The following is a 24,215-nucleotide window of genomic DNA, read 5'->3' as shown; positions in this document are numbered from 1 at the left end:
GCGCGAGACGGGACTCGAACCCGCGACCCCGACCTTGGCAAGGTCGTGCTCCACCAACTGAGCCACTCGCGCATAAAGATGATATTCACTCTTGTGAAGAGCGCGAGACGGGACTCGAACCCGCGACCCCGACCTTGGCAAGGTCGTGCTCCACCAACTGAGCCACTCGCGCATAAAAAGTGCTATTCACAAGCACATGGATACTATACTATATGAAAGAGAATTTGTCAACAGGAAAAAGATAAAAAGTCAAAAAAAATTCAAATTGTATATGCTATTAATACAATAGGAGCTTTAAGAGCGGTTGAAATGAAACAGACAGATCATCGATGTTAAAAAACAGAGCTGATCACTTACAATGATGCATCATAAGCAATCAGCTCTATTTTATTATGGAAGGAATTCTATTAAAATAATGAGTGAGCGAATTTAGTTATCTTTGTCCATTAAGAAACCGGCATAGCCTGTTTCAAGACCATGTTCTGTTGCGTCCAGACCTTCGAGTTCTTCTCTTTCAGATACACGGACACCAACTGTTTTCTTCAAAATTGTGAAGAGAATCAAATCACATACAATTGCCCAGCCTGCGATGCAGACAACACCCAATAACTGGATCAGCAGGTGATGAACACCGCCGCCATAGAAGAGGCCATCTGTGTAGTCGAAGAGACCAACGGCCAGTGTACCGAAGCAGCCGCATATACCATGAACGGAGCATGCACCAACCGGGTCATCAACTTTCAGAACATTATCAATAAATGGAACGAAGATGCAGAGGAGAAGACCGGCTACAGCACCAATGATCATAGCACCAACGTTATCAACATTGTCACAACCTGCTGTAATAGCTACAAGACCGGCAAGAGAGCCATTCAGTGAAAGTGAAACATCAGGTTTACCAAAGCGCAACCATGTATAAATCATTGCGACAACTGTTGCACATGCAGGAGCAAGAGTTGTTGTGGAGAAAATCTGTCCAAGATGCTGTCCGTCTGAAGCTGCGGCACCGTTGAAACCATACCAGCCAAACCAGAGAATGAAAACACCAAGAGCAGCAATACTGATATTATGTCCGAGGATTGGTCTTGCATGACCGTTTTTGTCATATTTACCGATACGAGGTCCAAGGAAGCAGGCGCCGATGAAACCGGTGACACCACCAACCATATGAATAACAGCGGATCCGGCAAAATCAGTGAATCCGAGATCGGTTAACCATGCTGTGCCGCCCCATACCCAGTGGGCTTCGATTGGATAGATAATCAGACTGATGACAAAACTGTAAATACAATAAGTAAGGAATTTAGTACGTTCAGCCATGGCACCGGAAACGATTGTTGCACAAGTTGCACAGAAAACAAGGTTAAATACGAATCCATAGCAGTCCATGCTACCGAAATCAAAAGGATTCATTGTAAAACCGCCCCAGAACTTGGAAGCGTCACCACAAAGAATATTGTAACCGACAAAGATGAAAGCAACTGTTCCGAGACAGAAGTCCATTAAATTTTTCATAATGATATTGCCGACGTTTTTGGCTCTTGTGAAACCAGCTTCACACATTGCGAAACCAGCCTGCATGAAATAAACCAGAGCTGCGCCGATCAGAAACCAGACACCGTGGCTTCCAAAAATAATACTGTTAACTGCTTCTAAGATTGCATTAGATTCCATAACTTATTCCTCCTGTTCAAGTTCCTGAAACAAAAAAGAGATACAGATGGAATAACCGGTCTTTCCATCTATATCTCCTTCGATATAATCTGTAACAGAACTTTATTTGATTGATTTACCACAATGCTGTGGGAAACTTTATGCCTAACATTATACTGAGATGAATTGGAGATGTCAACCCATGAAGGAGGAAATTAATCCACAAAAAAGCGCAATAGGCGAGCGTAGATTTAATAAAAAGTTTACAAAATTGAAAATTTCAGAAAAAAATACGTGAAATTTTGAAAAAACAGGTGTATAATCAGTAAATTTACAAAGTTGGAAAATATAGTGCGATTTTACAATTAAATGTAAATAAATGTAAGAAAATGGAAAACACTGAGATTTATTATGGGGACTGGGATTTATCATAGTGATGGACTTGCGGCTCTATGGCGAATATGCTAAAATGAAAGGGATATTTAAGGAAAATTGTGTTTAAGGAGGATATAGAGTACATGATTGATAAACTGGTGGGAAAAATTAAGAAATTAAATGCACCGATCGTTGTCGGACTGGATCCGAATCTGGCATTTGTACCGGATCATATTCAGAAGAAAGCATTTGATGAATATGGCGAGACATTGGAAGGCGCTGCAGAAGCTATCTGGCAGTTCAACAAAGCAATTGTAGATGCTGTTTATGATCTGATCCCGGCTGTAAAACCCCAGATTGCCATGTATGAGCAGTTTGGACTTCCGGGTCTGGAGGCGTTCCACAGAACAGTAGAGTATTGCCGTCAGAAGGATTTAGTTATTATTGGTGATATTAAGAGAGGCGATATCGGTTCTACTTCAGAAGCCTATGCAAGAGGCCATCTGGGTCCTGTAAAAGTAGGAAGCCGTTCATTATATGGTTTTAATGAAGATTTTGTTACCCTGAATCCTTACATGGGATCAGACAGTATCAATCCTTTTATCAATACTGCAAAGAAAGAGAAGAAAGGTGCCTTTATCCTCGTTAAGACATCGAATCCATCAAGCGGTGAATTTCAGGATAGACTGATTGATGGTCGTCCTCTGTTTGAATATGTTGCTGAGAAAGTCAATGAATGGGGCAGTGATTATGTAGGTGAATGCGGATACAGCTATGTAGGAGCTGTTGTAGGAGCGACTTACCCGGAACAGGCAAGAATTACTCGTAAGCTGATGCCGAAGGCTTATATTCTTGTACCTGGTTATGGTGCACAGGGGGCTACAGCGAAGGATCTTCTGCCGAACTTTGATGAGAACGGCCTTGGTGCGATCGTGAATTCATCAAGAGGTATTATTGCTGCCTACAAGCAGGAGAAGTATGCGAAGTTTGGTGCAGAGCATTTTGCAGACGCTTCCAGAGCAGCAGTTATCGATATGCAGAAAGATATTGCATCTGTACTGTAAAACGGTTTGGCAGGCATCTGCTGCAGATGATATAGAATGATGAAACCAGATAAAGCAATTCAACAGTGATTATATTAAAGGACAAAAGCATGAGCGTAAGTAAAATCAAAGCAACTGTATTTTCGCAGGAACAGCTTGCATCTGATGTGTTCAGTATGTGGCTGGAAGTCGGCAATATGGCTTCAGAAGCTAAGCCGGGACAGTTTATCTCTGTTTATTCGAATGATGACAGCAAACTGCTTCCAAGACCGATCAGTATTTGTGAAATTGATAAGGAGAATGGCAGACTGAGAATCGTTTATCGTGTCGTTGGTTACGGTACGAAGGAATTTTCAGGATGCAGAGTCGGAGATACATTAGAAATTATGGGACCCCTTGGCAATGGTTATACATTGAAGAAAAACAAGGCAATTCTTGTGGCCGGCGGTATCGGTGTTCCTCCGATGCTGGAGCTTGCCAAAGAACTGGATTGTGAGAAGACCATCGTTCTCGGTTATAGAGATGAACTGTTTTTGAACAAGGAATTTGAGCAATACGGCAAAGTGGTTATTGCCACAGAAGACGGCAGCTGTGGAACAAAGGGGAATGTACTGGATGCCATCCGTGCAGAAGGTGTCGAAGGTCAGGTTATTTACAGCTGCGGACCAACGCCGATGCTGCGTGCGCTGAAGCAGTATGCGGCTGATAATGGTATTGAGGCATGGATTTCTCTCGAAGAGAAGATGGCCTGCGGTATCGGTGCATGCCTTGCATGTGTCTGTAAGTCAAAAGATGTGGATCACCATACAAACGTACATAATAAGCGTATCTGTAAGGATGGTCCTGTCTTTAATGCACAGGAGGTGGAACTGTAATGAATACAAAGGTAAATCTTGCCGGAGTTGAGCTGAAGAATCCTGTGATGGTTGCTTCAGGTACATTTGGTTCCGGTGCAGAATACAGTGAATTTGTTGATCTGAACCGTCTGGGTGCGGTTGTGACAAAGGGTGTAGCCAGTGTACCGTGGCCGGGAAATCCGGCTCCGCGTATTGCGGAGACAGCCAGCGGCATGCTCAATGCCATCGGACTTCAGAATCCGGGCATTGATCTTTTTTCAAAGAGAGATTTGCCGTTTTTGGAGAAATATGATACAAAGGTCATTGTCAATGTGTGCGGCCATTCGACAGAAGAATATCTGGATGTGGTTGAGCGCCTTGCAGATGAACCGAGAGTGGATATGCTGGAGATCAATATTTCCTGTCCGAATGTCAAGGAAGGCGGTATTGCTTTTGGGCAGGATCCAAAGGCAGTGGAAGCCATTACAAAGGCTGTCAAGGCCAAGGCCAAACAGCCGATTATCATGAAACTGAGCCCGAATGTCACAGATATCACAGTGATGGCGAAGGCTGCTGAGGCCGGCGGTGCAGACTGCCTGTCTCTGATCAATACATTGACCGGTATGAAGATTGACATCGAGAGACAGACATTTGCCATTGCCAACAAGACAGGCGGTCTTTCCGGTCCTGCTGTTAAGCCGGTTGCAGTCCGTATGGTGTATCAGGTAGCAAATGCAGTCAAGATCCCGATTATCGGTATGGGCGGTATCTGTACAGCTGAAGATGCCATGGAATTTATTCTGGCTGGTGCAACAGCTGTGTCAATCGGTACGGCGAACTTTACAAATCCATATACAACTGTAGAAGTTATTGATGGCATTGAAGCGTACATGAGAAGACATGGCGTGGAAGACATCAACGAACTCATCGGTCTCGTAAAATAAAAGGTTAATTCCCGAGGTTTAATTACCTAGCTGATGATATCTTTCTGGAAACGGGCTCATCGCCCAATGTTTCCAGAAAGATATCATCAGCTGGGTTGAATTAAGACCTCGGGAATTTTTTACGTGTATGGGGCTCATTGCCCAACGTTTTCAGAAAGTTATCATCCGATTAAGCATAAATAAAAATCGGGAATTTTTTATGTTAATGGGGCTTGCCGTCAAATGTTTTCGGTGTGATGACTGTTTTTTGTAAACTTTTTATTGGGGGATTGAATAAGTATGCAAAGATTGGCAGGGGTTATACAACAGAAGAAAAAAGACTGGTGGGCAACAGACGTAAAAGTAGAGTTTGACAAAATGAAAGCCGAAAATCCAGATGTCATCGGATGGATACGGTTTGATAATCAGGACGAACTTGGTATCAATTATCCAATTCTGTATTCTGGTGACAATCAGAAATATCTGAGAACCGACCTGCATGGCAACAGCCACATCGCAGGGTGTATTTTTTTGGAAGGTCTTAACAAATCTGATTTTTCGGATTATTACAACATTATCTACGGTCACAATATGAATGACGGAAGCATGTTCGGGAGCCTGAAAAAATATAAGGAAGAAGGATTCTGGAAAAAGAATCAATATTTCTCTGTATATTCTGAGATAACCGCCTACCGTTATCGAATCTTCTCCTATGAAGATGCGGTCAATGGCGGTGATGTGTATAAAGTAGGATACCAGCCGGGCGAAGAGTATCAGAAATTTATCGATCAGATGATAAAAGATTCCGATGTTGATACAGGAGTAAAGCCGCAGACCAGTAATAAGATACTGACACTTTCTACCTGTACAGGGAACGGATACAGCAAGCGGCTTGCCATCCATGCAGTCTGCATTGACGCACAGACTACGGATGAGTCAAAATTAAAGGAAACAGGGAATTAAGCGATGAGAATATCCAAAAGTATGTGAAAAAAAGAAATAAAAACATATTTTTGGATATTTTTATATATTTTTATATGGAATTATAATGTTGTAGGGAAAATGCATTGACAAATTTGAAAAAAGGACAATATAATTAAAAATACATGGTTTGAATTAACTAACTAAAGCGTAATCGGTAAACAAAACAGAGGGAAAAGTAATGGAAACAAAGAAAGTGGCAAAAGACAGGTGGGAAAGGTAAAATGGTAAAGAAGATTGAAAACAGAAATATTGATGTGACAAAAGCCAGAGGCGAATTAGAAGAAGATCTTCTGGAATATGTCTACCGGACATGGAGACAGGGCAGACAGATCACATCGAAAGAGTATGCCAGAGAAGTGAACATAACCGGATATGAAGCGGCAGGTCTGGTGCGGAGTCTGGTAAAAAAAGGATTTTTGTGTGAGCCGGGAAACGGACATCTGGAACTGACCGATAAGGGAAAACTGGAAGGTATGGAGTGCCTTGCACGCCATGAGAAACTGACACAGTTCTTCCAGATGGTAAGTGGAATGGATCAGCAGAGGGCTCAGGAAGATGCCTGTAGAGTGGAACATTATATCAGTCCGGAAGGGTTAAAAGGAATTGAAAACTTTCTGCAGTACGGTGACGTATACGATAGGGTTTATGACGATATGGACTTGTATACCTTTTATGAGGACGGCGATTTCCCGATGGCATTTGGGCTGTATGAACCGGAACGACGCAATCCAAGATTCCTTGCACCAGAGTACGGGAAACTGGAACACTCGGTCATATTGAGAGTGAAAAAGTCTCAGAACTGCTTCCTGCTCAAGAGAAAAAAAGATGAATCTATCGGCTATGTATGGTACAGAAGAGATGATGGGTGGATACAGGCGAAAGAAGAAAAAGGTGTTTATCAGTTACCGACAGACATCTTTACCTATACTGCGAATACAGGAATTCCGGTCACAGAAGCAGTGGCAATTATTGCGATTACCCGTTTTGAACAGAAGCCATTGCCAATCGATTATCGGGAATTGAATATTCATGTATGGTGACGAAGAGAGGACAAAGAAAATGGAAAAAGGTGAACATCTAAAGAGACAGAACAGACCTACAATGCTGCAACTACAATATTTACAAGGTCTGTCAAAAGTAGAAAAGAAACGTGGAGCTCAGGGAAGTATCGCAGAATATTATGGCGTGAACCGATCAACGGTGAACCGTTATTTTAAGAACTGCATAGAAAGAGGAATTCTGACAGAATCACTGGAATTTACCCCTGCGGGAGAGGAATGGCTGGAACGATATTCCAACCTGTATGAGAACCTTGAAAAATATCTGGAAGAAATCGGTGCAAAGCCGGAAGAAATCGATGAATCACTGGATGTTATGGTGGAGAATATCGACATCCACATGCTGGAACTGATGATCAACGCCTATGCAGAAAAAAAATCAGTATACAAGAAAAAAGAGAATGAACTGGATCAGGAGATACAGCACAATCTGCAGAAATGTGAAAGGCATCCGATAGTGTTCCGGCTTTACCGGATGAATAAAAAGCAGGGGCAGGGAAGAGACTCTATGGCGATGAGGGGATTTGAAGAAATAGCCGAAATCGTTCAGGAGAATGGAGAAAGCTATCTGGAATTAAAGCTGAAAGAGATGGAAGCACACTCCAGAGTGAGTGGTGAAATGATGGCTGGAAAACTGAAAACATTGAAGTATGAGCATAATGAAGTCCTTGAAGAAGCAGATATAGAAGATAACATCGTGAAAATCCCGATGGAAGCGTGCAGAATCCACCGATGGACGGGAATCGGCACAGTGGGAATTGTACCAGTTACCGTAACCTGTAGTGCAGGACCGGTTCACATGCCGGAAAGCACTGCATTATTATATTTCTGGGTATAAATGAGAAATGAGAAAAATTATCATTTGCACATAACATGTAACAAAATAATAAATAATTTCAATAAAGTGCCGTTACTGATAAAATACTATCAATAACGGCATTTTTACGTCTATTGTTGCCTGAATAACAACAAAATCAAAGAAAATAATGATGTATTTGTTGCAATTCAGGCAACAAAGTTATGCGAAAATGGTATTGACATTGGATGGCAAATTATGATAAAAAATGATGCAGGGAGACAGTGCCGAAGATGAGCGTATGATCCAGTGGGCATTGGAAGTAACCAATCTGACAGAATATCGTGACAGGGAAGTGTCAAGACTTTCCGGTGGACAGCGTCAGCGTGTATGGATTACAATGGCTCTTTGTCAGGGAACAAAGACTCTGTTCCTTGATGAGCCGACCACATATCTGGATATCCGGTATCAGATTGAGATTTTGCAACTGGTTAAAAAACTCAATCAGGAATTTGGAATTACCATCATCATGGTACTGCATGACATCAATCAGGCAATCGCATATTCAGATAATGTCATCGGAATGAAAGATGGAAAAGTGCTGGTGGAAGGTGATCCGGAAGAAGTTATTACGGAAGAGAGCATCAGAGAGCTGTATGGCATTGAACTTGGTGTGACAAGGGTTGATGGACAGAAGTTTGTACTGGCGGTGTAGGAAGGAACTGTACCAGACACTATAAAATAAATTTTAGACATTTTAGAAGAAATTTAGGGTGATTGATACCAATTTGGGGTTTAGTTACCGGAAAGGAAAGAAGATGAGAAATCCTTTAAAGTTAGTTTGGATAGTCCTTGGTTTTATCTGCCTTGGACTTGGTACGATAGGAATTGTACTTCCTATCTTGCCAACCGTTCCGTTTTATATGGCAACACTGTTTTGCTTTGCAAAGAGTTCTAAGAAACTGCACGACTGGTTCGTAGGAACGAATCTTTATAAGAAACATCTGGACAGTTTTGTTCAGAAAAGAGCCATGACAATGGGAACAAAATGCAAGATTATCGGAATGGTAACGGTAGTCATTGCAATCGGCTTTATCTGCATGAAGAATGTACCAATCGGAAGAATCTGTATCGCAGTTGTGTGGGTATGCCACCTGTTATACTTCTTCTTAAGAGTTAAGACAGAAAAGCCTGAAGCTGAAATGGCAGAAAGTGTAGAGTAAGATGGACAAAGTAGAAAAGAAACGGCAGAAAGAACAATATGTCGTAGAAGAAATGATCCGGCTGTACTGCCGGAAAAATCATCCGAAAGAAAAAAGACAGGAAGGGCAGATGTGTCCTGACTGTCAAAGACTTTCGGATTATGCAAAACAAAGAAGTCAAAAGTGTCCATTTATGGAAGAAAAGACGTTTTGTGCGAATTGTAAGGTACATTGTTATAAGCCGGAGATGAGAGAACAGATCAGGCAGGTTATGCGGTTTTCAGGACCAAGGATGCTGTTGTATCATCCGGTGCTTGCTATCTGGCATCTGGTGTGTAGCAACAAAGAGAAGAAAAAGTAAGGAGTTACTTATGATTAAAACAAGACTGGTGGGGCTGTTGTCCCACGCAAAAAAGTATATCGTGTATACGATTTTGTGGCAGTGGGCAGCCCTCCTGTCGCAGGTATTGGCAGTCTTTTCTATCGCAGATTTACTGGAACGGGTCGTGTACCGGGCAGTAACCGTACCGATCATTGAACGGACGATACTGATTTTAGTCCTGGTTGTGGTGATCCGGTTCGTATGTGAACGGATGGGAGCAAGGTCTTCCTATCTGGCATGTGTGGATGTAAAGCGGATTCTGCGAGAAAAGATTTATGAGAAAATGTTGAAACTGGGAGCTTCCTACAGTGAACAGGTATCCTCTTCGGAAGTTGTACAGGTATCAACTGAAGGTGTAGAGCAGTTGGAAACATACTTTGGAAAATATCTTCCGCAGTTGTTTTACAGCCTGATTGCACCGCTGACCTTATTTATCATTCTTTGCAGAGTGAGCCTGAAAGCGAGCGTCATCCTGCTGATCTGCGTACCGCTGATTCCGATTTCAATTGTAGTGGTACAGAAAGTAGCGAAGAGATTATTAAATAATTATTGGAGTATCTATACAGGACTGGGAGATTCGTTCCTTGAAAATTTACAGGGACTTACTACACTGAAGATTTATCAGGCAGACCAGCAGAAAGCAGACGAGATGGATGTGGAATCTCAGAACTTCCGCAGAATTACGATGAAGGTGCTGACCATGCAGCTCAATTCAACCAGTGTGATGGATATTGTGGCGTATGGCGGAGCTGCGATCGGTATGGCAGTTGCGGTATCTGAATTCTTAAAGGGAAATATCAGTGTAGCAGGAACGTTAGGTATCGTTCTGCTTGCCAGCGAGTTTTTCCTGCCGCTCAGACTGCTTGGTTCATTCTTCCATATCGCAATGAATGGTATGGCAGCGAGTGATAAGATTTTCAAGATTTTAGATTTACCGGAACCACAGGCTGGAGAAAAAATACTGCCGGAGGTCGCGTTAGATGTTACATTAAAAGATGTGCATTTTTCTTATGAAGAGGACAGAGAGATTTTAAAAGGAATCAACTTAAATCTTCCGGCAGGAAGTTTTGTATCACTGGTTGGTGAATCCGGATGTGGTAAGAGTACGATTGCCGGAATCCTTGCAGCAAAGAACCGGGGATATAACGGAGAAATCACCATCGGTGGTGTACCGCTTAATGAAGTAAATGAAACAAATCTGATGCAGAGGGTTGTTCTGGTTCGCCATAACAGCTACCTGTTCAAAGGTACAGTAGAAGAAAATCTGAAGATGGCAAAACCGGACGCAACGAAAGAAGAGATGGAAGCTGTCCTTCAGAAAGTGAAACTCTTAGGGTTCTTACAAACACAGGATGGCTTGCAGACACAGTTGCTGGAAAAAGCAAGCAACCTGTCTGGCGGTCAGTGTCAGAGACTGGTGATTGCCAGAGCATTGCTTCGGACAGACAGTGCAGTTTATATTTTCGATGAAGCCGCATCCAATATTGATGTGGAAAGTGAAGAATTGATCATGAATGTGATTCACGAACTGGCAAAGACAAAGACGGTGCTTCTGATCTCCCACAGACTGGCAAATGTCGTGAAGTCTGACAAGATTTATTTCTTAAAAGACGGAGAAATTAAAGAAAGCGGAAAGCATGACGAACTGATGAGCCGGAATGGTGCGTACAGACATCTGTATGAAAGCCAGATGGCACTGGAAAACTATGGAAAAGGAGGAATGGCATAATGAGTGAAAATACGAATACAACAAAACGCAGAAGTGCCATCCGGATCATGGGAAGTCTGATTGGTCTGGTAAAACCCCTGCTCCATATCATGCTGGCAGCAATTATCCTTGGAACATTGGGGTATTTGTGTGCGATCTTCCTGACAATACTGGCAGGACAGGTCGTCGTGCATGGTCTTCTGACAGGAGTAGCCGGAATGATTGTTTCGGTGGACAATATGTGGCTGGTATTGACTCCGGTAAAAACGATTATCACAGTCATGATCGTCATTGCAGTGCTTCGTGGAATCCTGCATTATATGGAACAGTATTGTAATCATTTTATCGCATTTAAGCTGTTGGCAATCATCCGTCATAAAGTGTTTGCGGCATTGAGAAAGCTCTGCCCTGCAAAACTGGAAGGGCGGGATAAGGGAAACCTGATTTCTATTATTACAACCGATATCGAATTACTGGAAGTGTTCTATGCACATACCATTTCTCCGATTGCGATTGCAACACTGACCTCAATTATTATGGTGATTTTTATCGGAAGATATCACTGGCTGGCAGGCCTGTTTGCACTGGCCGCTTATCTGATTGTCGGTGTTGCCATTCCGATGTGGAATGGAAAACGTGGCAGCCAGAAGGGAATGGAATTTCGGACAAACTTCGGAGAACTGAACAGCTTTGTTCTGGACTCTTTACGAGGATTGGACGAGACCATTCAGTACGGACAGGGTGAAAAGAGAAAAGAGCAGATGTCTGAGCGTTCCAAAAACCTTGCAGGAATGCAGGAGTCATTAAGCAAAATGGAAGGCTCACAGCGTTCATTTACGAACATGGTTATCCTGCTTGCATCTTTTGGAATGCTGGCACTGACCATCTGGTTGTATGACAAAGGAGCGATGGGATTCGAGGGAATCTTAACCTGCACCATTGCAATGATGGGTTCTTTCGGACCGGTCGTAGCATTATCAAGCCTTTCCAACAACCTGAACCAGACACTGGCAAGTGGTGAGCGTGTTCTTTCTCTTCTGGAAGAGACACCGCTTGTGGAAGAAATTCCGGGTGACGTGGAAACTTCTGCTGATCGGGGTGCGGGTTCTGAAGAGAGCGCAGATTATGCATTTGCAGGAGCAGAGGCTGAAAATGTTACTTTTGCATACGGTGAAGAGACTATTTTAGAGAACTATTCACTGAAATTACAGCCGGGTAAAATCACAGGTATTCATGGTGCGAGTGGTTCCGGAAAATCTACACTCTTAAAACTGTTGATGCGGTTCTGGGATGTGCAGGATGGAAGCGTATCGGTAGACGGTACAGATGTCCGCAAGATTCCGACCAAACATCTGAGAGATATGGAAAGTTACGTGACACAGGAAACACACCTGTTCCATGATTCCATTGCAAACAATATCGCCATCGCAAAGCCGGGAGCATCCAGAGAAGAGATTATGGAAGCTGCAAAGAAGGCGTCTATCCACGATTTCATTATGACACTTCCGAAAGGATATGATACAGAAGTCGGAGAACTGGGTGATACGCTGTCCGGCGGTGAGAAACAGAGAATCGGAATTGCAAGAGCATTTCTCCATGAATGCCCCCTCATTCTACTCGATGAGCCTACATCGAACCTCGATTCTTTAAATGAGGGAATTATCTTAAAATCATTGAAAGAATCGGCCAAGAAGAAAACAGTTGTCCTGGTATCCCACAGAGTATCCACAATGAACGTGGCAGATGTGGTATATGAAATGGAGAACGGCAGAATTTCATAAAATGAAAGCAGCAGGAAAGCGGATGAAAAAGATCTGCTGACCTGCTGCTTTTGGTATGGCAATAGATTTAAATCTTATCGTCTGCGTTCTTTATCCAGAATTTTCTGGAATTCACGGATATCCCGGGCAATTTCACCGCTCAGCAGAAGCATACAGATCAGATTTGGAATGGCCATCAGGGCGTTGGCGATATCGGAAAGTTTCCATACAAGATCCAACTGCATGGTAGCACCGAAGAAAACAACACATGAGAAAACCAGACGGTAAATGATATTCAGTTTGTGTGTGTTCAACAGATACTCAAAAGCTTTTTCACCATGATATTCCCATCCAAGAATCGTGGAAAAGGCAAAAAGTGCAATGCCGATGGTGACAAGCCATCCACCGAGGGGACCGAGAACGGTTTTGAATGCGGCGATGGTCAAGGCAGAACCGGTATAGAGACTGCCTGTGGCCGGATCGATCTGACCCAGCATGCCGGAGCTTGCAATACAAAGACCGGTGATAGAGCAGACAACGATTGTATCCCAGAATGTACCTGTCATATTGATATAAGCCTGACGAACAGGGTGGTCTGTTGTGGCAGCAGCGGCAGTGATGGCAGCAGAACCCATACCGGCTTCATTGGAAAAACATCCACGGGCGATGCCATACTGCATGGCAGCCATCATGGAGGCCACAATATTACCAAGGACGCCGCCTGTAACAGCCTGAGGGGTAAAGGCATATTTGAAGATCATGACAAGACCGGCTGGGACGTTCTGAATGTTGCCGATGATAACAATAATACCGGCGATAATATAGAAAACGGCCATCAGAGGAACAACAACAGAGGAAACCTTTGAGATGGATTTAATACCTCCGACAATAACTGTAAGGGACAGAACAGTCAGGACAATACCGATGGCAACTTTGGAGAAACCAATGGTTTCGTTTAAAGCTGAAGAAATAGAGTTGGCCTGGGTCATATTGCCGATACCAAAGGAAGCCAGAACGGCAAATAAAGCAAATAGCCAGCCAAGAACTGCTCCGAATCCTTTAGGAAGTGCTTTTTTCATTGTGTACATAGGGCCGCCGGACATTTCACCTTTTTCATTACGTTCACGATACTTGATGGCCAGCATACATTCACTGAATTTGGATGTCAGACCGAAACAGGCGGAAATCCACATCCAGACAAGGGCGCCGGGACCGCCGGATACCATGGCTGTTGCAACACCCACGATATTGCCGGTACCGATGGTAGCTGCAAGAGCGGTTGTTAATGCGGAGAACGGAGAAACATCGCCATCGCCTCTTTTCTGAGTACGGGCCTCCTTACTCAGTGTACTTTTGATGGCGTATCCGAGATTTCTCCATGTAAGGAAACCAACACGGATGGTCAGAAAAATACCGGTGCCTACAAGCAGGACAAGCATAGCGGGACCCCAGACGAAGTCATCCACTTTCGTTACAAGATCAAAAATTTTTTCGTAGTTCATTTACATCTTCCTCTCTCTTTATTATTTTCACAGACAGCAGACAAGGCGGCATGAACAGGCAGAGGCAGTCTGGTCATGATATCTGTGAAAAACAAAAAGAGGCCGCGGATATTCCGCAGCCTCTTCGCTGATTGCATTCATGTTAGCATGTTTTTTGCCGTTCAGCAAGAGTTTTTCTTATATTTTTATCTTATCAGCGCATGATAATGTAAACCGTATAGATCGCATAGAGGATAAGCATAAAAATGCCTTCGCCTCTGGACAATTGCTTCTTGCTCCAGCAGAAGAAAAGAACAAGGATGCTGAAGATCATCAGGATAATACAGTCGTAAACAGCAGAAAGCTGCAGTGCGACAGGATGGATACTTGTTGAAATACCAAGAATCATCAGAATATTGAAGATATTGGAACCGACCACATTACCGATGGCAAGATCGTTTTCACCTTTCCTTGATGCAACAATGGAAGTGACCAGTTCCGGCAGGGAAGTACCGAAAGCAACAACTGTCAGTCCGATCAGGGTTTCTGACAGACCGAAATTGGCAGCAATTTCAGAGGCACTGTCCACGACAAAGTTGCCGCCGTAAATGATCATGATACATCCGATGACGACAAATACAATGCTTTTCAATGGAGAAAGAACTTCTTCCATTGGATCTTCAGCATTTTCACTGCGGGACTTTAAAGCATCCCTGACCTGGATGGCAACAAAGAGAACAAAAAGCACAAGAAGCGTCAGCCCCTCAAGTCGGCCGATATTGAGCCGTCCGAATCCGAACAGGCTGAATATCAGAAGCAGTGCTGCGGCAACAATTGAAAATGGAAACTCACGTTTCAAAATGCCTTCATTGACCGGAATGGCACTGATGGCAGCACAGGCACCGGTAACAACCATGAGGTTGAAAATGTTGGAACCAAGAACGTTGCTGATGGCAATTTCATTCTGACCGGCCAGGGCAGCTGAACAGCTGACGGATAATTCCGGGGCACTTGTACCGAAGGCAACAATGGTCAGGCCGATGACAGCGGCGGGAATGCGAAGCAGTCTGGCAATGGATGAGCTGCCGTCTACAAACAGGTCCGCTCCTTTAATAAGCAGGATAAATCCCAGGATCAATAAAATGTAGGTTAGCATAAATAGACACCTTTCGTAAAAATCTTTGATAAAACAGAACTTTTGGCGAATAGATGATGTTTCAAAAGTTCTGTGATAAAGTATAACGATATGGAATAAAAAAGTCAACGAAATACAGAGAAAGAATTGCTTTTTCGGTGCAGATATAGGAAAATAGAAAAGAAGATAAAATCAGCGGTGAAAGGCAGTCAGCAGCTGCAATCAATGCTGGAAAAAACGAGGATAGGAATAATATGAAATATGATTTTACATCGATCATTGACAGACAAGGACAAGATGCTATGGCTGTAGATGGTCTTGGAATGTATCCGGGAATGTCACCGTCAAAACCAAAGGGAGGTTTTGATTTTATCCCGATGTGGGTGGCGGATATGAACTTTCCGACAGTGCCGACGATTCCGGAGGCCATTATTGAACGTGCAAAACATCCGGCTTACGGATATTTTGCACCTAGAGATACCTATTTTGATGAAATTATCAAATGGCATCAAAAACGAAATGGCGTAAATGGACTGAAAAAAGAGCATATTGGCTATGAGAATGGTGTCCTCGGAGGGATCCTTTCGGCACTGCAGTGCCTGGCGGCGCCAGGGGATGCGGTCCTTTTGCACAGCCCGACATATATTGGCTTTACCGCCAGTCTGAAGAACAATGGCTATAAGATGATACACAGTGAGTTGAAGAAGGATGCAGAGGGCATTTACAGGATGGATTATGAGGATATGGAAGCGAAGATCAGGAAGTACCATATCCATGCTGCGATTATGTGTTCACCTCATAATCCGACGGGCCGTGTCTGGGAACAGTGGGAGCTGGAAAAGGCGATGGCGGTATATGAACAATATGCTGTGACAGTGATCTCAGATGAAATCTGGTCAGATATTTTACTGGATGGACAAAAGCATATACCGACACAGCAGGTAAATGATTATGCCCGGGAACACACAGTGGCCCTGTATGCACCAAGCAAAACATTTAATCTTGCAGGTCTGATTGGGAGCTATCATATTATTTATAATGAAGCATTGAGAGACAGAGTGGAGGCAAGGGGCAGTAAATCCCATTACAATGAGATGAATGTTTTGTCCATGCATGCACTGATCGGTGCCTATAAACAGGAGGGTTACGAATGGGTGGATGAGCTGTGTCAGGTTTTAACGGAGAATGTACGATTTGCCTGTGATTACATTGCAGCACATTTCAAGGGCGTGACGGTATCAAAGCCTCAGGGAACTTATATGCTTTTTCTGGATTGTACACAATGGTGTGAAGATCATGGCCAATCCATGGATGAACTGCTTCAGGCCGGCTGGGATGTGGGCGTCGGCTGGCAGGATGGACGTCCATTCCATGGGGAACATCATATCAGAATGAATCTGGCGCTGCCGAAGTGTCGTGTCACGGAGGCTTTTGAACGACTGGACAGGTATGTTTTTGGTTGATTTTTCGCTGGAAGTTGAGTATAATAACAGAGAAGAAAAGTCAGAAAGAGATCAGTGAATTTTTAATCACAAAAAGGAGATTATAGATATGGAACAGTACAAAGAAGAGTTTATCCACTTTATGGTGGAAGCAGATGTATTGAAGTTTGGTGAATTTACATTGAAGAGCGGCAGAAAGTCTCCGTTTTTCATGAATGCAGGTGCCTATGTGACAGGTTCCCAGTTAAAGCGTCTGGGTCAGTATTACGCAAAGGCGATCCATGCAAAGTATGGTGACGATTTTGATGTACTGTTCGGACCGGCTTACAAGGGTATTCCGCTTGGTGTTGTAACAGCTATTGCTTTCAGTGACCTGTACGGCAAGGAGATCCGGTACTGCTCAGACCGTAAGGAAGCGAAAGATCATGGCGCAGATAAGGGAAATTTCCTGGGCAGCCCATTAAAAGACGGAGACCGCGTTGTAATGATCGAGGATGTGACAACATCCGGCAAGTCTATGGAAGAGACAGTCCCGAAGGTGAAAGGCGCAGCTGATGTCACCATCGTTGGCCTGATGGTTTCCTTAGACCGTATGGAAGTCGGCAAGGGCGGTGTCAAGTGTGCCCTTGATGAAGTCAAAGATATCTATGGTTTTGAGACAAATGCCATTGTTACGATGGCAGAGGTTGTTGAATGCCTGTATAATAAACCGTGTAATGGGAAGATTGTCATTGATGACAAACTGAAAGCAGCAATTGATGCATACTATGAACAGTATGGTGCAAAGGAACAGTAGATTGTGTTGGAAGTCGGATGGCATTAGAAAGGCATATCTGACAGATACGAACATAGCTTGAGAAAGGAGCAGCGAGGATGAGAATAGAAGATAAGATGTCAAAACTGATGTGTCAGACCGGTGCATGCAGTCTTGTCCTTGGAATTTTATCTGTAATCAGCGGGCTGGTTCTCGGTATTATCGGAATTGTTAACGGAGCAAGACTTCTGAGGCATCATTCAGACTTGATGTAAAGAATAGATTTTCAATAGAATATTGTTATCTGCATCGCGGCTGCCGGATTTAGCAGCCGTGGTGTAATTTATACAGGCAGGGGGCCAAATGGCAGAACCCGCCAGGTCAGGCAGGAGGGATTGCGTGAGCCGACAAACAAAGCGGTGTATCAAATTCGGCAGTTTCGTACTGCTTACTTTGTATATCGCTGTTTTAATTTATGTATGTTTTTTCAGTGAAGATTATGGAAGAGATGTTATTACTTCTTATTATAGGTATAATTTGATTCCGTTTAAAGAAATACGAAGATTTTATATATATAGAGATGTTGTGGGAATCCGGGCATTTCTCGCAAACTTATTTGGTAATGTACTGGCTTTTATGCCATATGGTTTTTTTATGCCCATATTGAGACCGAAGCTCAGAAGAATGAACCGGATGTTTCTGGCGGCTTTTTTACTGAGTCTTACAATTGAGATCACACAGTTGCTGACAAGGGTTGGATCCTTTGATGTAGATGATTTAATTTTGAATACTGCAGGAGGTATTGCGGGATATCTTCTGTTCTACATAATGAATAAAATAAGGAGTAAGTGGGATGGCGCATAATATATACAGCTTCATCAAAATTGAAAAAAGACAGACAAAACGAGGAATTTACGCCGCTGCATTTGGGATTGTATCATTGATCTGCATGGCTGTATTGACGATTGCGTCCTTTATAAAGGAAGGCGATCTTCCGGCAGCAGTTGGAGGCATCGGATATCTGAGTTTTCTGGCTGCAATTTTTGGCCTCTGGCTGTCTGTTCAGCTTCGCAAGGATAATGAAGCCTATGGCCCGATGGTGCAGGGGGCTTTTTATGTGAATCTGGCGGCAGTTATTGTCCACGGATTTATTTTTTTTGTGGGCTGTTTATCAATTATTATGTAAGAACTGCAATATTTTCAGCGGGAATTTTGGACGTTCGACTTGAATCCGAATCATGATAGATGAGAAAGGTGATCGTATTGAAGAAAGAAATTAATAGAAAAGAGGTACAGGAGTGGGTGAAGGAACGCTTTGAGCTGTCTGTGGAACGCATTCGTGAAATAGCAGAGGCAAATACGGCAGAAGCACCCTTTGATGTTTATTTCCATTGTCTGGCCGATTTTATTTTATACGTGGAAAAGGTTTATGAGATGCGTCAGGATGGTCGCTTTGTACAGCTGACAACAAAAGAGCTGGCAGAGATGAATCGTCGCTTTTATGCGGATATTCTTCCTGAGACTGAGGTGTGGGAGGGGGAAACCGGTTATGAGGAAAGCTATGCCAATCCACAATGGTCGACGGCAATGCTGGGAGCAGACTATGGTTCGATGATGGCCTGGCTTGTCACGGAGATCCGAGGTCTGATTCCGCTGGCATTCCAGGGGCGTCTGGCAGATATGACAGCGATCAATGAGCTGTTTATAGAGATTTATAACCGTTTTGAGAACCGTATACCCGAAAGAGATGAGATTTTGCAGATCATTTACTGGTATGTCAGTGATTACAGTGATCAGACTGTGACGGGGAGAACCCGGGAGAAGCTGGATCCGGCCCTGAGCTTTTACAGGGATATCATCATGAAGGCGGATTTGACAGATCTGTCTTATCTGTATCAGTATGGCGAGTATATTTCTGCCAATGAAAAGTCGATTGCTGCGTATCTGAACACCCTGGATCAGTCGGTGATCGACGATATGGCAGCTACATTTGTGAATGGCTACGTGAGAGGATTTGAACTGTATAAGATTGACTTATCAGCCAAGAAGAATGTCCAGTTAAGAGCCAATATTGGTTTTGAGCGAGTGCTTCGTTCAACAATCCGGCAATTTGAAGCATTAGGACTTTCTGTGATTGTCTGCAGGGATGCCATCCATAGTATTAACAAGACAGCGGGTAAGCTCGGTCTTGTGTCCTGCTCGGCTAATCCGCAGTATGATTACGATCACCGCATGGATAAGGGGTTATATCTTGACAAAGCTTTATGTGAGCGCATCATCGGTGTGACGAAGTCTGCCTATGAGCAGTATGCGGATCTGGCAGAGGATTATGCCGGTCCGGCCTGGATGGATGTTTTTGGTGAGACTCCCTTTGAACCGGCGGCTAAAGAGGAGAACATCCGTCTGTCGGATAAACAGCAGAAGCTGGCTGTTCGCATGGCAGGACAGCTGACAGAGATTGTCAATCAGTATATTGATGCGTCAGCCATCAGTTTTTCAATCATTGCCTGGCCACTGCCGTCCATTGGCGATCAGTTTGAGGCCATTATGGATGAGACGATCAAAGTCAACAATCTGGATAATGATCTGTTCAGAAGCATTCAGCAGAAGATGATCGATGCCATTGACGGCGCGGAATATATGCATATTACCGGTATGAACGGCAACCGGACGGATTTGAAAGTTGCCTTATGGCAGCTTCAGGATCCGGCGAAGGAAACGGTGTTTGAAAACTGCTGCGCAGATGTGAATATTCCTGTGGGTGAGATTTTTACAAGTCCGGTATTGGCAGGGACAAATGGAACGCTGCATGTAAGCAGTGTTTATCTGAATGGATTGAATTACAGAAATCTTTCATTGCGGTTTGAAGATGGCTGTGTTGCTGAAGCCGACTGCAGCAATTATGAGGACAGGGAAGAGAATCAGAAGTATCTGAGACAGAATCTCCTTCAGAATCATGAAACGCTGCCAATGGGAGAATTTGCCATCGGCACGAACACAACGGCCTATGCCATGGCTAGAAAGTTCGACATTACACAGCTGATGCCGATTCTCATTATGGAGAAGACAGGGCCGCATTTTGCCATTGGCGATACATGCTACAGCCATAGTGAAAATCATAAGGTATATAATACAGACGGCAAGGAAATTGTTGCCCGTGAGAATGAGAAGTCACGCCTGAGGGATACAGACCCGGAACAGGCATATTTTAATGTGCATACGGATATTACGATCCCTTACGATGAGATCAGTGCCATTACAGCATGTTTTGCAGACGGCAGGCAGGTAGATATTATACGGGAGGGCAAATTCTGCCTTGAAGGTACAGAAGCGCTGAATGAACCACTCAACATATAAGCTGTGCTTATATAGTATCGACGATACATTTTAAATATAAAGGGAAAGGTGAAAGAACCTTTCCTTTTTTTTCGCTTAAGTATTGACGTAAAAGCTCAGTACGGTTACAATAGAGTCAGATTCTGATGAATTTTGCCTTTTTGATAGGAAAAAGTGAATTTATAAGAATGGTTTATAATAAGAGTATCCACTTATTTATAAGATATCATTATAAAAGGAGCGTTTGACATGCATAAGATCGGTATTATCGGCGGCGGTCAGCTTGGCAAGATGATGATTCTTGATGCTAAGCGGCTGGATGATTATTTTGTAATTCTTGATCCAACCCTGCATTGCCCGGCTCACAGCATTGCAGATGAACATATTGTAGCAGATTTTGATGATGTGGCAGCCATTGAGGAACTGGCCTCGAAGGTGGATGTGGTGACCTATGAATTTGAGCACATCAGTGTGAAGGCGCTGCAGCAGGTGGAGGCAAAGGGATGTCCTGTTTATCCTTCCAGTGAGACACTTTTGCATATTCAGAACAAATACGATCAGAAGCAGTGGCTGATGTCACATGGTCTGCCGGTTCCTGATTTTCGAAAGGCAGACTCTTATGAACAGCTGGTGGAGGATTGTGACTATTTCGGTTATCCGGTGATTTTGAAGACCTGTACAGGCGGTTATGACGGCAAGGGGAATGCGGTGATCCATACAAGAGAAGATATTCGTGAGGCTTATGAGAGTCTGGGCGCAGGCAGTCTGCCCCTGATGGTGGAAGAATATGTGCCGTTTTTAAAGGAAGTATCGATTCTGGTCTGCCGCAGCACTAACGGCGATGTAGCGGTATTCCCGGTGGCAGAAAATGTGCATGTGAACAGCATTCTGGATGAGACAACGGTACCGGCGGATATCACAGAAGTCTGTCGGGAAGAAGCCATGGATGTGGCAAGGAAAGCGGTGCATGCTTTTAATGCCTATGGTATGCTCTGTATCGAACTTTTTGTGACAAAGGATCAGCATGTGCTTGTCAATGAGCTGGCGCCGCGTCCACACAATTCAGGACATTACACAATAGAGGGCTGTGTGACTTCACAGTATGAGAATCATATCCGGGCGATTCTTGGACTGCCCCTTGGCAGTACGGAACTGATCCGTCCGACAGTGATGAAGAATATTATTGGAAACGTGAATAAGAAGGCTGAAGTCCATGGACTGGAAGAAGCTTATAAGTATCCTGAAGTGAAGATCCATATTTACGGCAAAGAGGAATGCAGAGTCGGCCGTAAGATGGGGCATATCACAGTGACAGATAAGACGATTGAAGATGCACTTTTTAAAGCGCGCTATGCGCATTCAAAGATCAAGTTTTAACGGAGGTAATGGGAATGAGCGTAAAGGTTGGCATTATTATGGGCAGTGATTCCGATCTGCCGGTTATGTCAAAGGCAGCAGAGATACTGGATGAATTGCAGGTGCCTTATGAACTGACGATTGTTTCGGCACACAGAACACCGGACAGATTATGCGAATATGCAAAGACAGCCGAGGAAAAAGGCCTTTCAGTGATTATTGCAGGTGCCGGCGGGGCAGCCCATCTTCCGGGTATGACTGCGGCTATGACGGTGCTCCCTGTTATTGGTGTACCGGTGCAGACAAAGGCTCTTGGCGGTGTGGATTCTCTTTATTCTATCGTCCAGATGCCGCCGGGCATTCCGGTTGCTACAGTGGCCATCAATGGTGCACAGAATGCAGGACTTCTGGCAGCCAAGATCCTGGCCACAGAGGATGCCGCATTGCGTGAGAGACTGAAAGTATACAGCAGCAAGCTTGAGCAGACGGTACTGAATAAGGCTGACAAGCTTGAGCATATCGGCTATGAAGCGTATTTAAAGGAGATGTAAGCAGATGGAGAAAATGATGGACAGATGTGGTTTGTTTGGCATGTTTGACAATAACGGCTTTCATACATCCCATTTAATATATTACGGACTGTTTTCCATGCAGCATCGCGGCATGGAGGCAGCAGGTATCTGTGTGAATGACAATCAGGGTAATTTTTCCTATGTGAAGGATGAAGGCCTTGTGACAGAAGTTTTTGATGAAATGAAGCTCGAGAAGCTTCAGGGACATGCAGGTATTGGTCACATTCTCAGATATGACGGATCGGATGCCCGGGAGAATGCACAGCCCATCGTGATCCGTTACACAAGCGGTCATATGGCTGTTGCTTTAAACGGCGGATTGACGAATATCGAGGAGATTCGCCATGATCTGGAACTGAAAGGTTCTGTATTCCAGACAATGGAAGCGGCGGAAGTAATCTCTGTGTTGATTTCCAGAGCAAGAAATAATTATCCGACCATTGAGGAGGCGATTGCTTCTATTATGCCGATGCTCAAAGGCGGATACGCGATGCTGGTGATGACGCCGAGAAAGGTGATCGGTGTCAGAGATCCCCAGGGCATTCGTCCGCTGGTACTTGGCAGGGAAGATCATTCATGGTTCCTTTCTTCAGAGACATGTGCCTTTGATGAATTGAATGTTGATTATGTGAGAGATATCCAGCCCGGGGAGATTGTGGTCATCAATGCAGAAGGCCCGCATTCCATCCAGGGTATGCCGGCGCAGCCGATACGTGCCTGCATTTATGAGTATATTTATTATTCACATCCGGCCAGTGTCTTCGGTGGTCAGGAAGTTTACAAGGCGAGATACAATATGGGATGCCATCTGGCCAAGGAAGCGCCTGCAGAGGCAGATGCGGTTGTATGGGTACCGGATTCGGGGCTGGCAGCAGCAGCCGGATACGCAGATACACTGGGAATCCCTATGGTGGATGCTTTTGTTAAGAATAAATACTACGGTAATAATCTGGTGAAGCCGGAAGGTATTTTGTTTGACAGAAAGATTCATATGAAGCTTTCTGTGATCAAGAGCCAGGTGAAGGACAAGAACATTGTGGTTGTGGATGACTCCATGGTGCGCGGTACAACGGCTCAGACGTTAGTTGAGCTGCTTCGCCATGCCGGAGCCAAGAGTGTCCATCTGAGGATCGCATCAGCAACCATTTCACATCCATGTTATTATGGTGCTTCCATGCCGGAAGAGAAGAAACTGATCTTCCATGAGCAGGGAGTGGATGCGGTCTGCAAGATGACGGGAGCGGATTCACTTGCCTTTCTGTCCAGTGAGGGTATGGTAGCCGCATGTCCGGATGCCGCAGGTGGTTTCTGCATGGCATGTTTTAATGGTGATTACCCAACGAAATAGCAGATAGAAATAGTGAAATAAGAATCTGGGAACGGATTTTGAATCGAACAATTAATCATAATCAGAGTGCT

The 24,215-nt window shown here is 44.0% G+C and carries 22 protein-coding genes, 2 tRNA genes and 1 pseudogene; 20 read left to right on the top strand and 5 right to left on the bottom strand.

The window, feature by feature from the left end:
* From HED67_RS12920 to HED67_RS12910, 3 genes are all read right to left on the bottom strand, one after another.
* Nucleotides 1–72: transfer RNA gene (locus HED67_RS12920), tRNA-Gly, on the bottom strand.
* 27 nt (nucleotides 73–99) lie between these two features.
* Nucleotides 100–172: transfer RNA gene (locus HED67_RS12915), tRNA-Gly, on the bottom strand.
* 257 nt (nucleotides 173–429) lie between these two features.
* Nucleotides 430–1,674, bottom strand: a complete 1,245-nt coding sequence (locus HED67_RS12910; protein WP_221718552.1) for an ammonium transporter — start codon at nucleotides 1,672–1,674, stop codon at nucleotides 430–432.
* Between the two features lie 497 nt (nucleotides 1,675–2,171).
* On the opposite strand from HED67_RS12910, the gene pyrF reads away from it, so the two are divergent.
* The 11 genes and pseudogenes from pyrF (at nucleotide 2,172) to HED67_RS12855 (ending at nucleotide 12,741) form a co-directional block, all read left to right on the top strand.
* Nucleotides 2,172–3,092 carry an orotidine-5'-phosphate decarboxylase gene (pyrF, locus tag HED67_RS12905; protein ID WP_178440347.1) on the top strand — a complete coding sequence of 307 codons (921 nt, stop codon included), beginning with the start codon at nucleotides 2,172–2,174 and terminating at the stop codon, nucleotides 3,090–3,092.
* Between the two features lie 89 nt (nucleotides 3,093–3,181).
* Nucleotides 3,182–3,946, top strand: coding sequence for a dihydroorotate dehydrogenase electron transfer subunit (locus HED67_RS12900; RefSeq protein WP_178440348.1), 765 nt, complete (start codon nucleotides 3,182–3,184; stop codon nucleotides 3,944–3,946).
* On the top strand, nucleotides 3,946–4,851 hold the full coding sequence (locus HED67_RS12895) for a dihydroorotate dehydrogenase (RefSeq protein WP_117529159.1): 906 nt from the start codon (nucleotides 3,946–3,948) through the stop codon (nucleotides 4,849–4,851). Before HED67_RS12900 ends, HED67_RS12895 begins: the two co-directional genes overlap by 1 nt.
* A 279-nt stretch (nucleotides 4,852–5,130) precedes the next feature.
* Nucleotides 5,131–5,793: a class B sortase gene (locus tag HED67_RS12890; RefSeq protein ID WP_221718551.1), complete on the top strand. Its 663-nt coding sequence runs from the start codon at nucleotides 5,131–5,133 to the stop codon at nucleotides 5,791–5,793.
* Between the two features lie 242 nt (nucleotides 5,794–6,035).
* Nucleotides 6,036–6,854 carry a metal-dependent transcriptional regulator gene (locus HED67_RS12885; RefSeq protein ID WP_221718550.1) on the top strand — a complete coding sequence of 273 codons (819 nt, stop codon included), beginning with the start codon at nucleotides 6,036–6,038 and terminating at the stop codon, nucleotides 6,852–6,854.
* A gap of 19 nt (nucleotides 6,855–6,873) precedes the next feature.
* Nucleotides 6,874–7,710: a hypothetical protein gene (locus tag HED67_RS12880; protein WP_221718549.1), complete on the top strand. Its 837-nt coding sequence runs from the start codon at nucleotides 6,874–6,876 to the stop codon at nucleotides 7,708–7,710.
* Nucleotides 7,711–7,933: 223 nt separating this feature from the next.
* A pseudogene (locus HED67_RS12875) lies at nucleotides 7,934–8,383 on the top strand (ABC transporter ATP-binding protein); the annotation flags it as partial.
* A gap of 103 nt (nucleotides 8,384–8,486) precedes the next feature.
* A complete protein-coding gene (locus HED67_RS12870) occupies nucleotides 8,487–8,891 on the top strand; it encodes a YbaN family protein (RefSeq protein WP_221718548.1) in 405 nt (134 codons plus the stop codon).
* Nucleotide 8,892: 1 nt separating this feature from the next.
* On the top strand, nucleotides 8,893–9,231 hold the full coding sequence (locus HED67_RS12865) for a nitrous oxide-stimulated promoter family protein (protein ID WP_221718547.1): 339 nt from the start codon (nucleotides 8,893–8,895) through the stop codon (nucleotides 9,229–9,231).
* Nucleotides 9,232–9,241: 10 nt separating this feature from the next.
* On the top strand, nucleotides 9,242–10,981 hold the full coding sequence (locus HED67_RS12860) for an ABC transporter ATP-binding protein/permease (protein WP_221718546.1): 1,740 nt from the start codon (nucleotides 9,242–9,244) through the stop codon (nucleotides 10,979–10,981).
* Nucleotides 10,981–12,741, top strand: a complete 1,761-nt coding sequence (locus HED67_RS12855; RefSeq protein ID WP_221718545.1) for an amino acid ABC transporter ATP-binding/permease protein — start codon at nucleotides 10,981–10,983, stop codon at nucleotides 12,739–12,741. Before HED67_RS12860 ends, HED67_RS12855 begins: the two co-directional genes overlap by 1 nt.
* A gap of 74 nt (nucleotides 12,742–12,815) precedes the next feature.
* On the opposite strand, the gene HED67_RS12850 is transcribed toward HED67_RS12855, so the two are convergent.
* Together HED67_RS12850 and HED67_RS12845 are read right to left on the bottom strand one after the other, a co-directional pair.
* On the bottom strand, nucleotides 12,816–14,222 hold the full coding sequence (locus HED67_RS12850; protein ID WP_221718544.1) for an alanine/glycine:cation symporter family protein: 1,407 nt from the start codon (nucleotides 14,220–14,222) through the stop codon (nucleotides 12,816–12,818).
* Between the two features lie 193 nt (nucleotides 14,223–14,415).
* On the bottom strand, nucleotides 14,416–15,357 hold the full coding sequence (locus HED67_RS12845; protein ID WP_221718543.1) for a calcium/sodium antiporter: 942 nt from the start codon (nucleotides 15,355–15,357) through the stop codon (nucleotides 14,416–14,418).
* A gap of 233 nt (nucleotides 15,358–15,590) precedes the next feature.
* Here HED67_RS12845 and HED67_RS12840 point away from each other — a divergent pair, with 233 nt between their 5' ends.
* The 9 genes from HED67_RS12840 (at nucleotide 15,591) to purF (ending at nucleotide 24,144) form a co-directional block, all read left to right on the top strand.
* Entirely contained in the window at nucleotides 15,591–16,799 is a 1,209-nt protein-coding gene (locus tag HED67_RS12840) for a MalY/PatB family protein (protein ID WP_117540278.1), read from the top strand.
* A gap of 88 nt (nucleotides 16,800–16,887) precedes the next feature.
* Nucleotides 16,888–17,574, top strand: a complete 687-nt coding sequence (pyrE, locus tag HED67_RS12835) for an orotate phosphoribosyltransferase (protein ID WP_221718542.1) — start codon at nucleotides 16,888–16,890, stop codon at nucleotides 17,572–17,574.
* Between the two features lie 77 nt (nucleotides 17,575–17,651).
* Nucleotides 17,652–17,807 (top strand): hypothetical protein, encoded by a 156-nt coding sequence (locus HED67_RS12830; protein ID WP_178440981.1) that lies wholly within the window; start codon nucleotides 17,652–17,654, stop codon nucleotides 17,805–17,807.
* Between the two features lie 124 nt (nucleotides 17,808–17,931).
* Nucleotides 17,932–18,396, top strand: coding sequence for a VanZ family protein (locus HED67_RS12825; protein ID WP_260702737.1), 465 nt, complete (start codon nucleotides 17,932–17,934; stop codon nucleotides 18,394–18,396).
* Entirely contained in the window at nucleotides 18,386–18,718 is a 333-nt protein-coding gene (locus tag HED67_RS12820; protein ID WP_178441051.1) for a DUF6142 family protein, read from the top strand. The genes HED67_RS12825 and HED67_RS12820 overlap by 11 nt, the downstream gene beginning before the upstream one ends.
* Nucleotides 18,719–18,786: 68 nt before the next feature.
* Nucleotides 18,787–20,889 (top strand): aminopeptidase, encoded by a 2,103-nt coding sequence (locus tag HED67_RS12815; RefSeq protein WP_334300939.1) that lies wholly within the window; start codon nucleotides 18,787–18,789, stop codon nucleotides 20,887–20,889.
* A gap of 228 nt (nucleotides 20,890–21,117) precedes the next feature.
* A complete protein-coding gene (locus HED67_RS12810) occupies nucleotides 21,118–22,245 on the top strand; it encodes a 5-(carboxyamino)imidazole ribonucleotide synthase (protein WP_221718540.1) in 1,128 nt (375 codons plus the stop codon).
* Nucleotides 22,246–22,259: 14 nt separating this feature from the next.
* Nucleotides 22,260–22,775: a 5-(carboxyamino)imidazole ribonucleotide mutase gene (purE, locus tag HED67_RS12805; RefSeq protein WP_221718539.1), complete on the top strand. Its 516-nt coding sequence runs from the start codon at nucleotides 22,260–22,262 to the stop codon at nucleotides 22,773–22,775.
* A gap of 4 nt (nucleotides 22,776–22,779) precedes the next feature.
* The gene (purF, locus tag HED67_RS12800) at nucleotides 22,780–24,144 is read left to right on the top strand and encodes an amidophosphoribosyltransferase (protein WP_215632192.1); all 1,365 of its coding nucleotides are present in this window, start codon (nucleotides 22,780–22,782) and stop codon (nucleotides 24,142–24,144) included.
* Nucleotides 24,145–24,215: the final 71 nt, after the last annotated feature.

It is taken from the genome of Pseudocoprococcus catus (assembly GCF_019734885.1).
Classification (GTDB): domain Bacteria; phylum Bacillota; class Clostridia; order Lachnospirales; family Lachnospiraceae; genus Coprococcus_A; species Coprococcus_A catus.
This window is presented reverse-complemented; position numbering and strand designations above follow the sequence as displayed.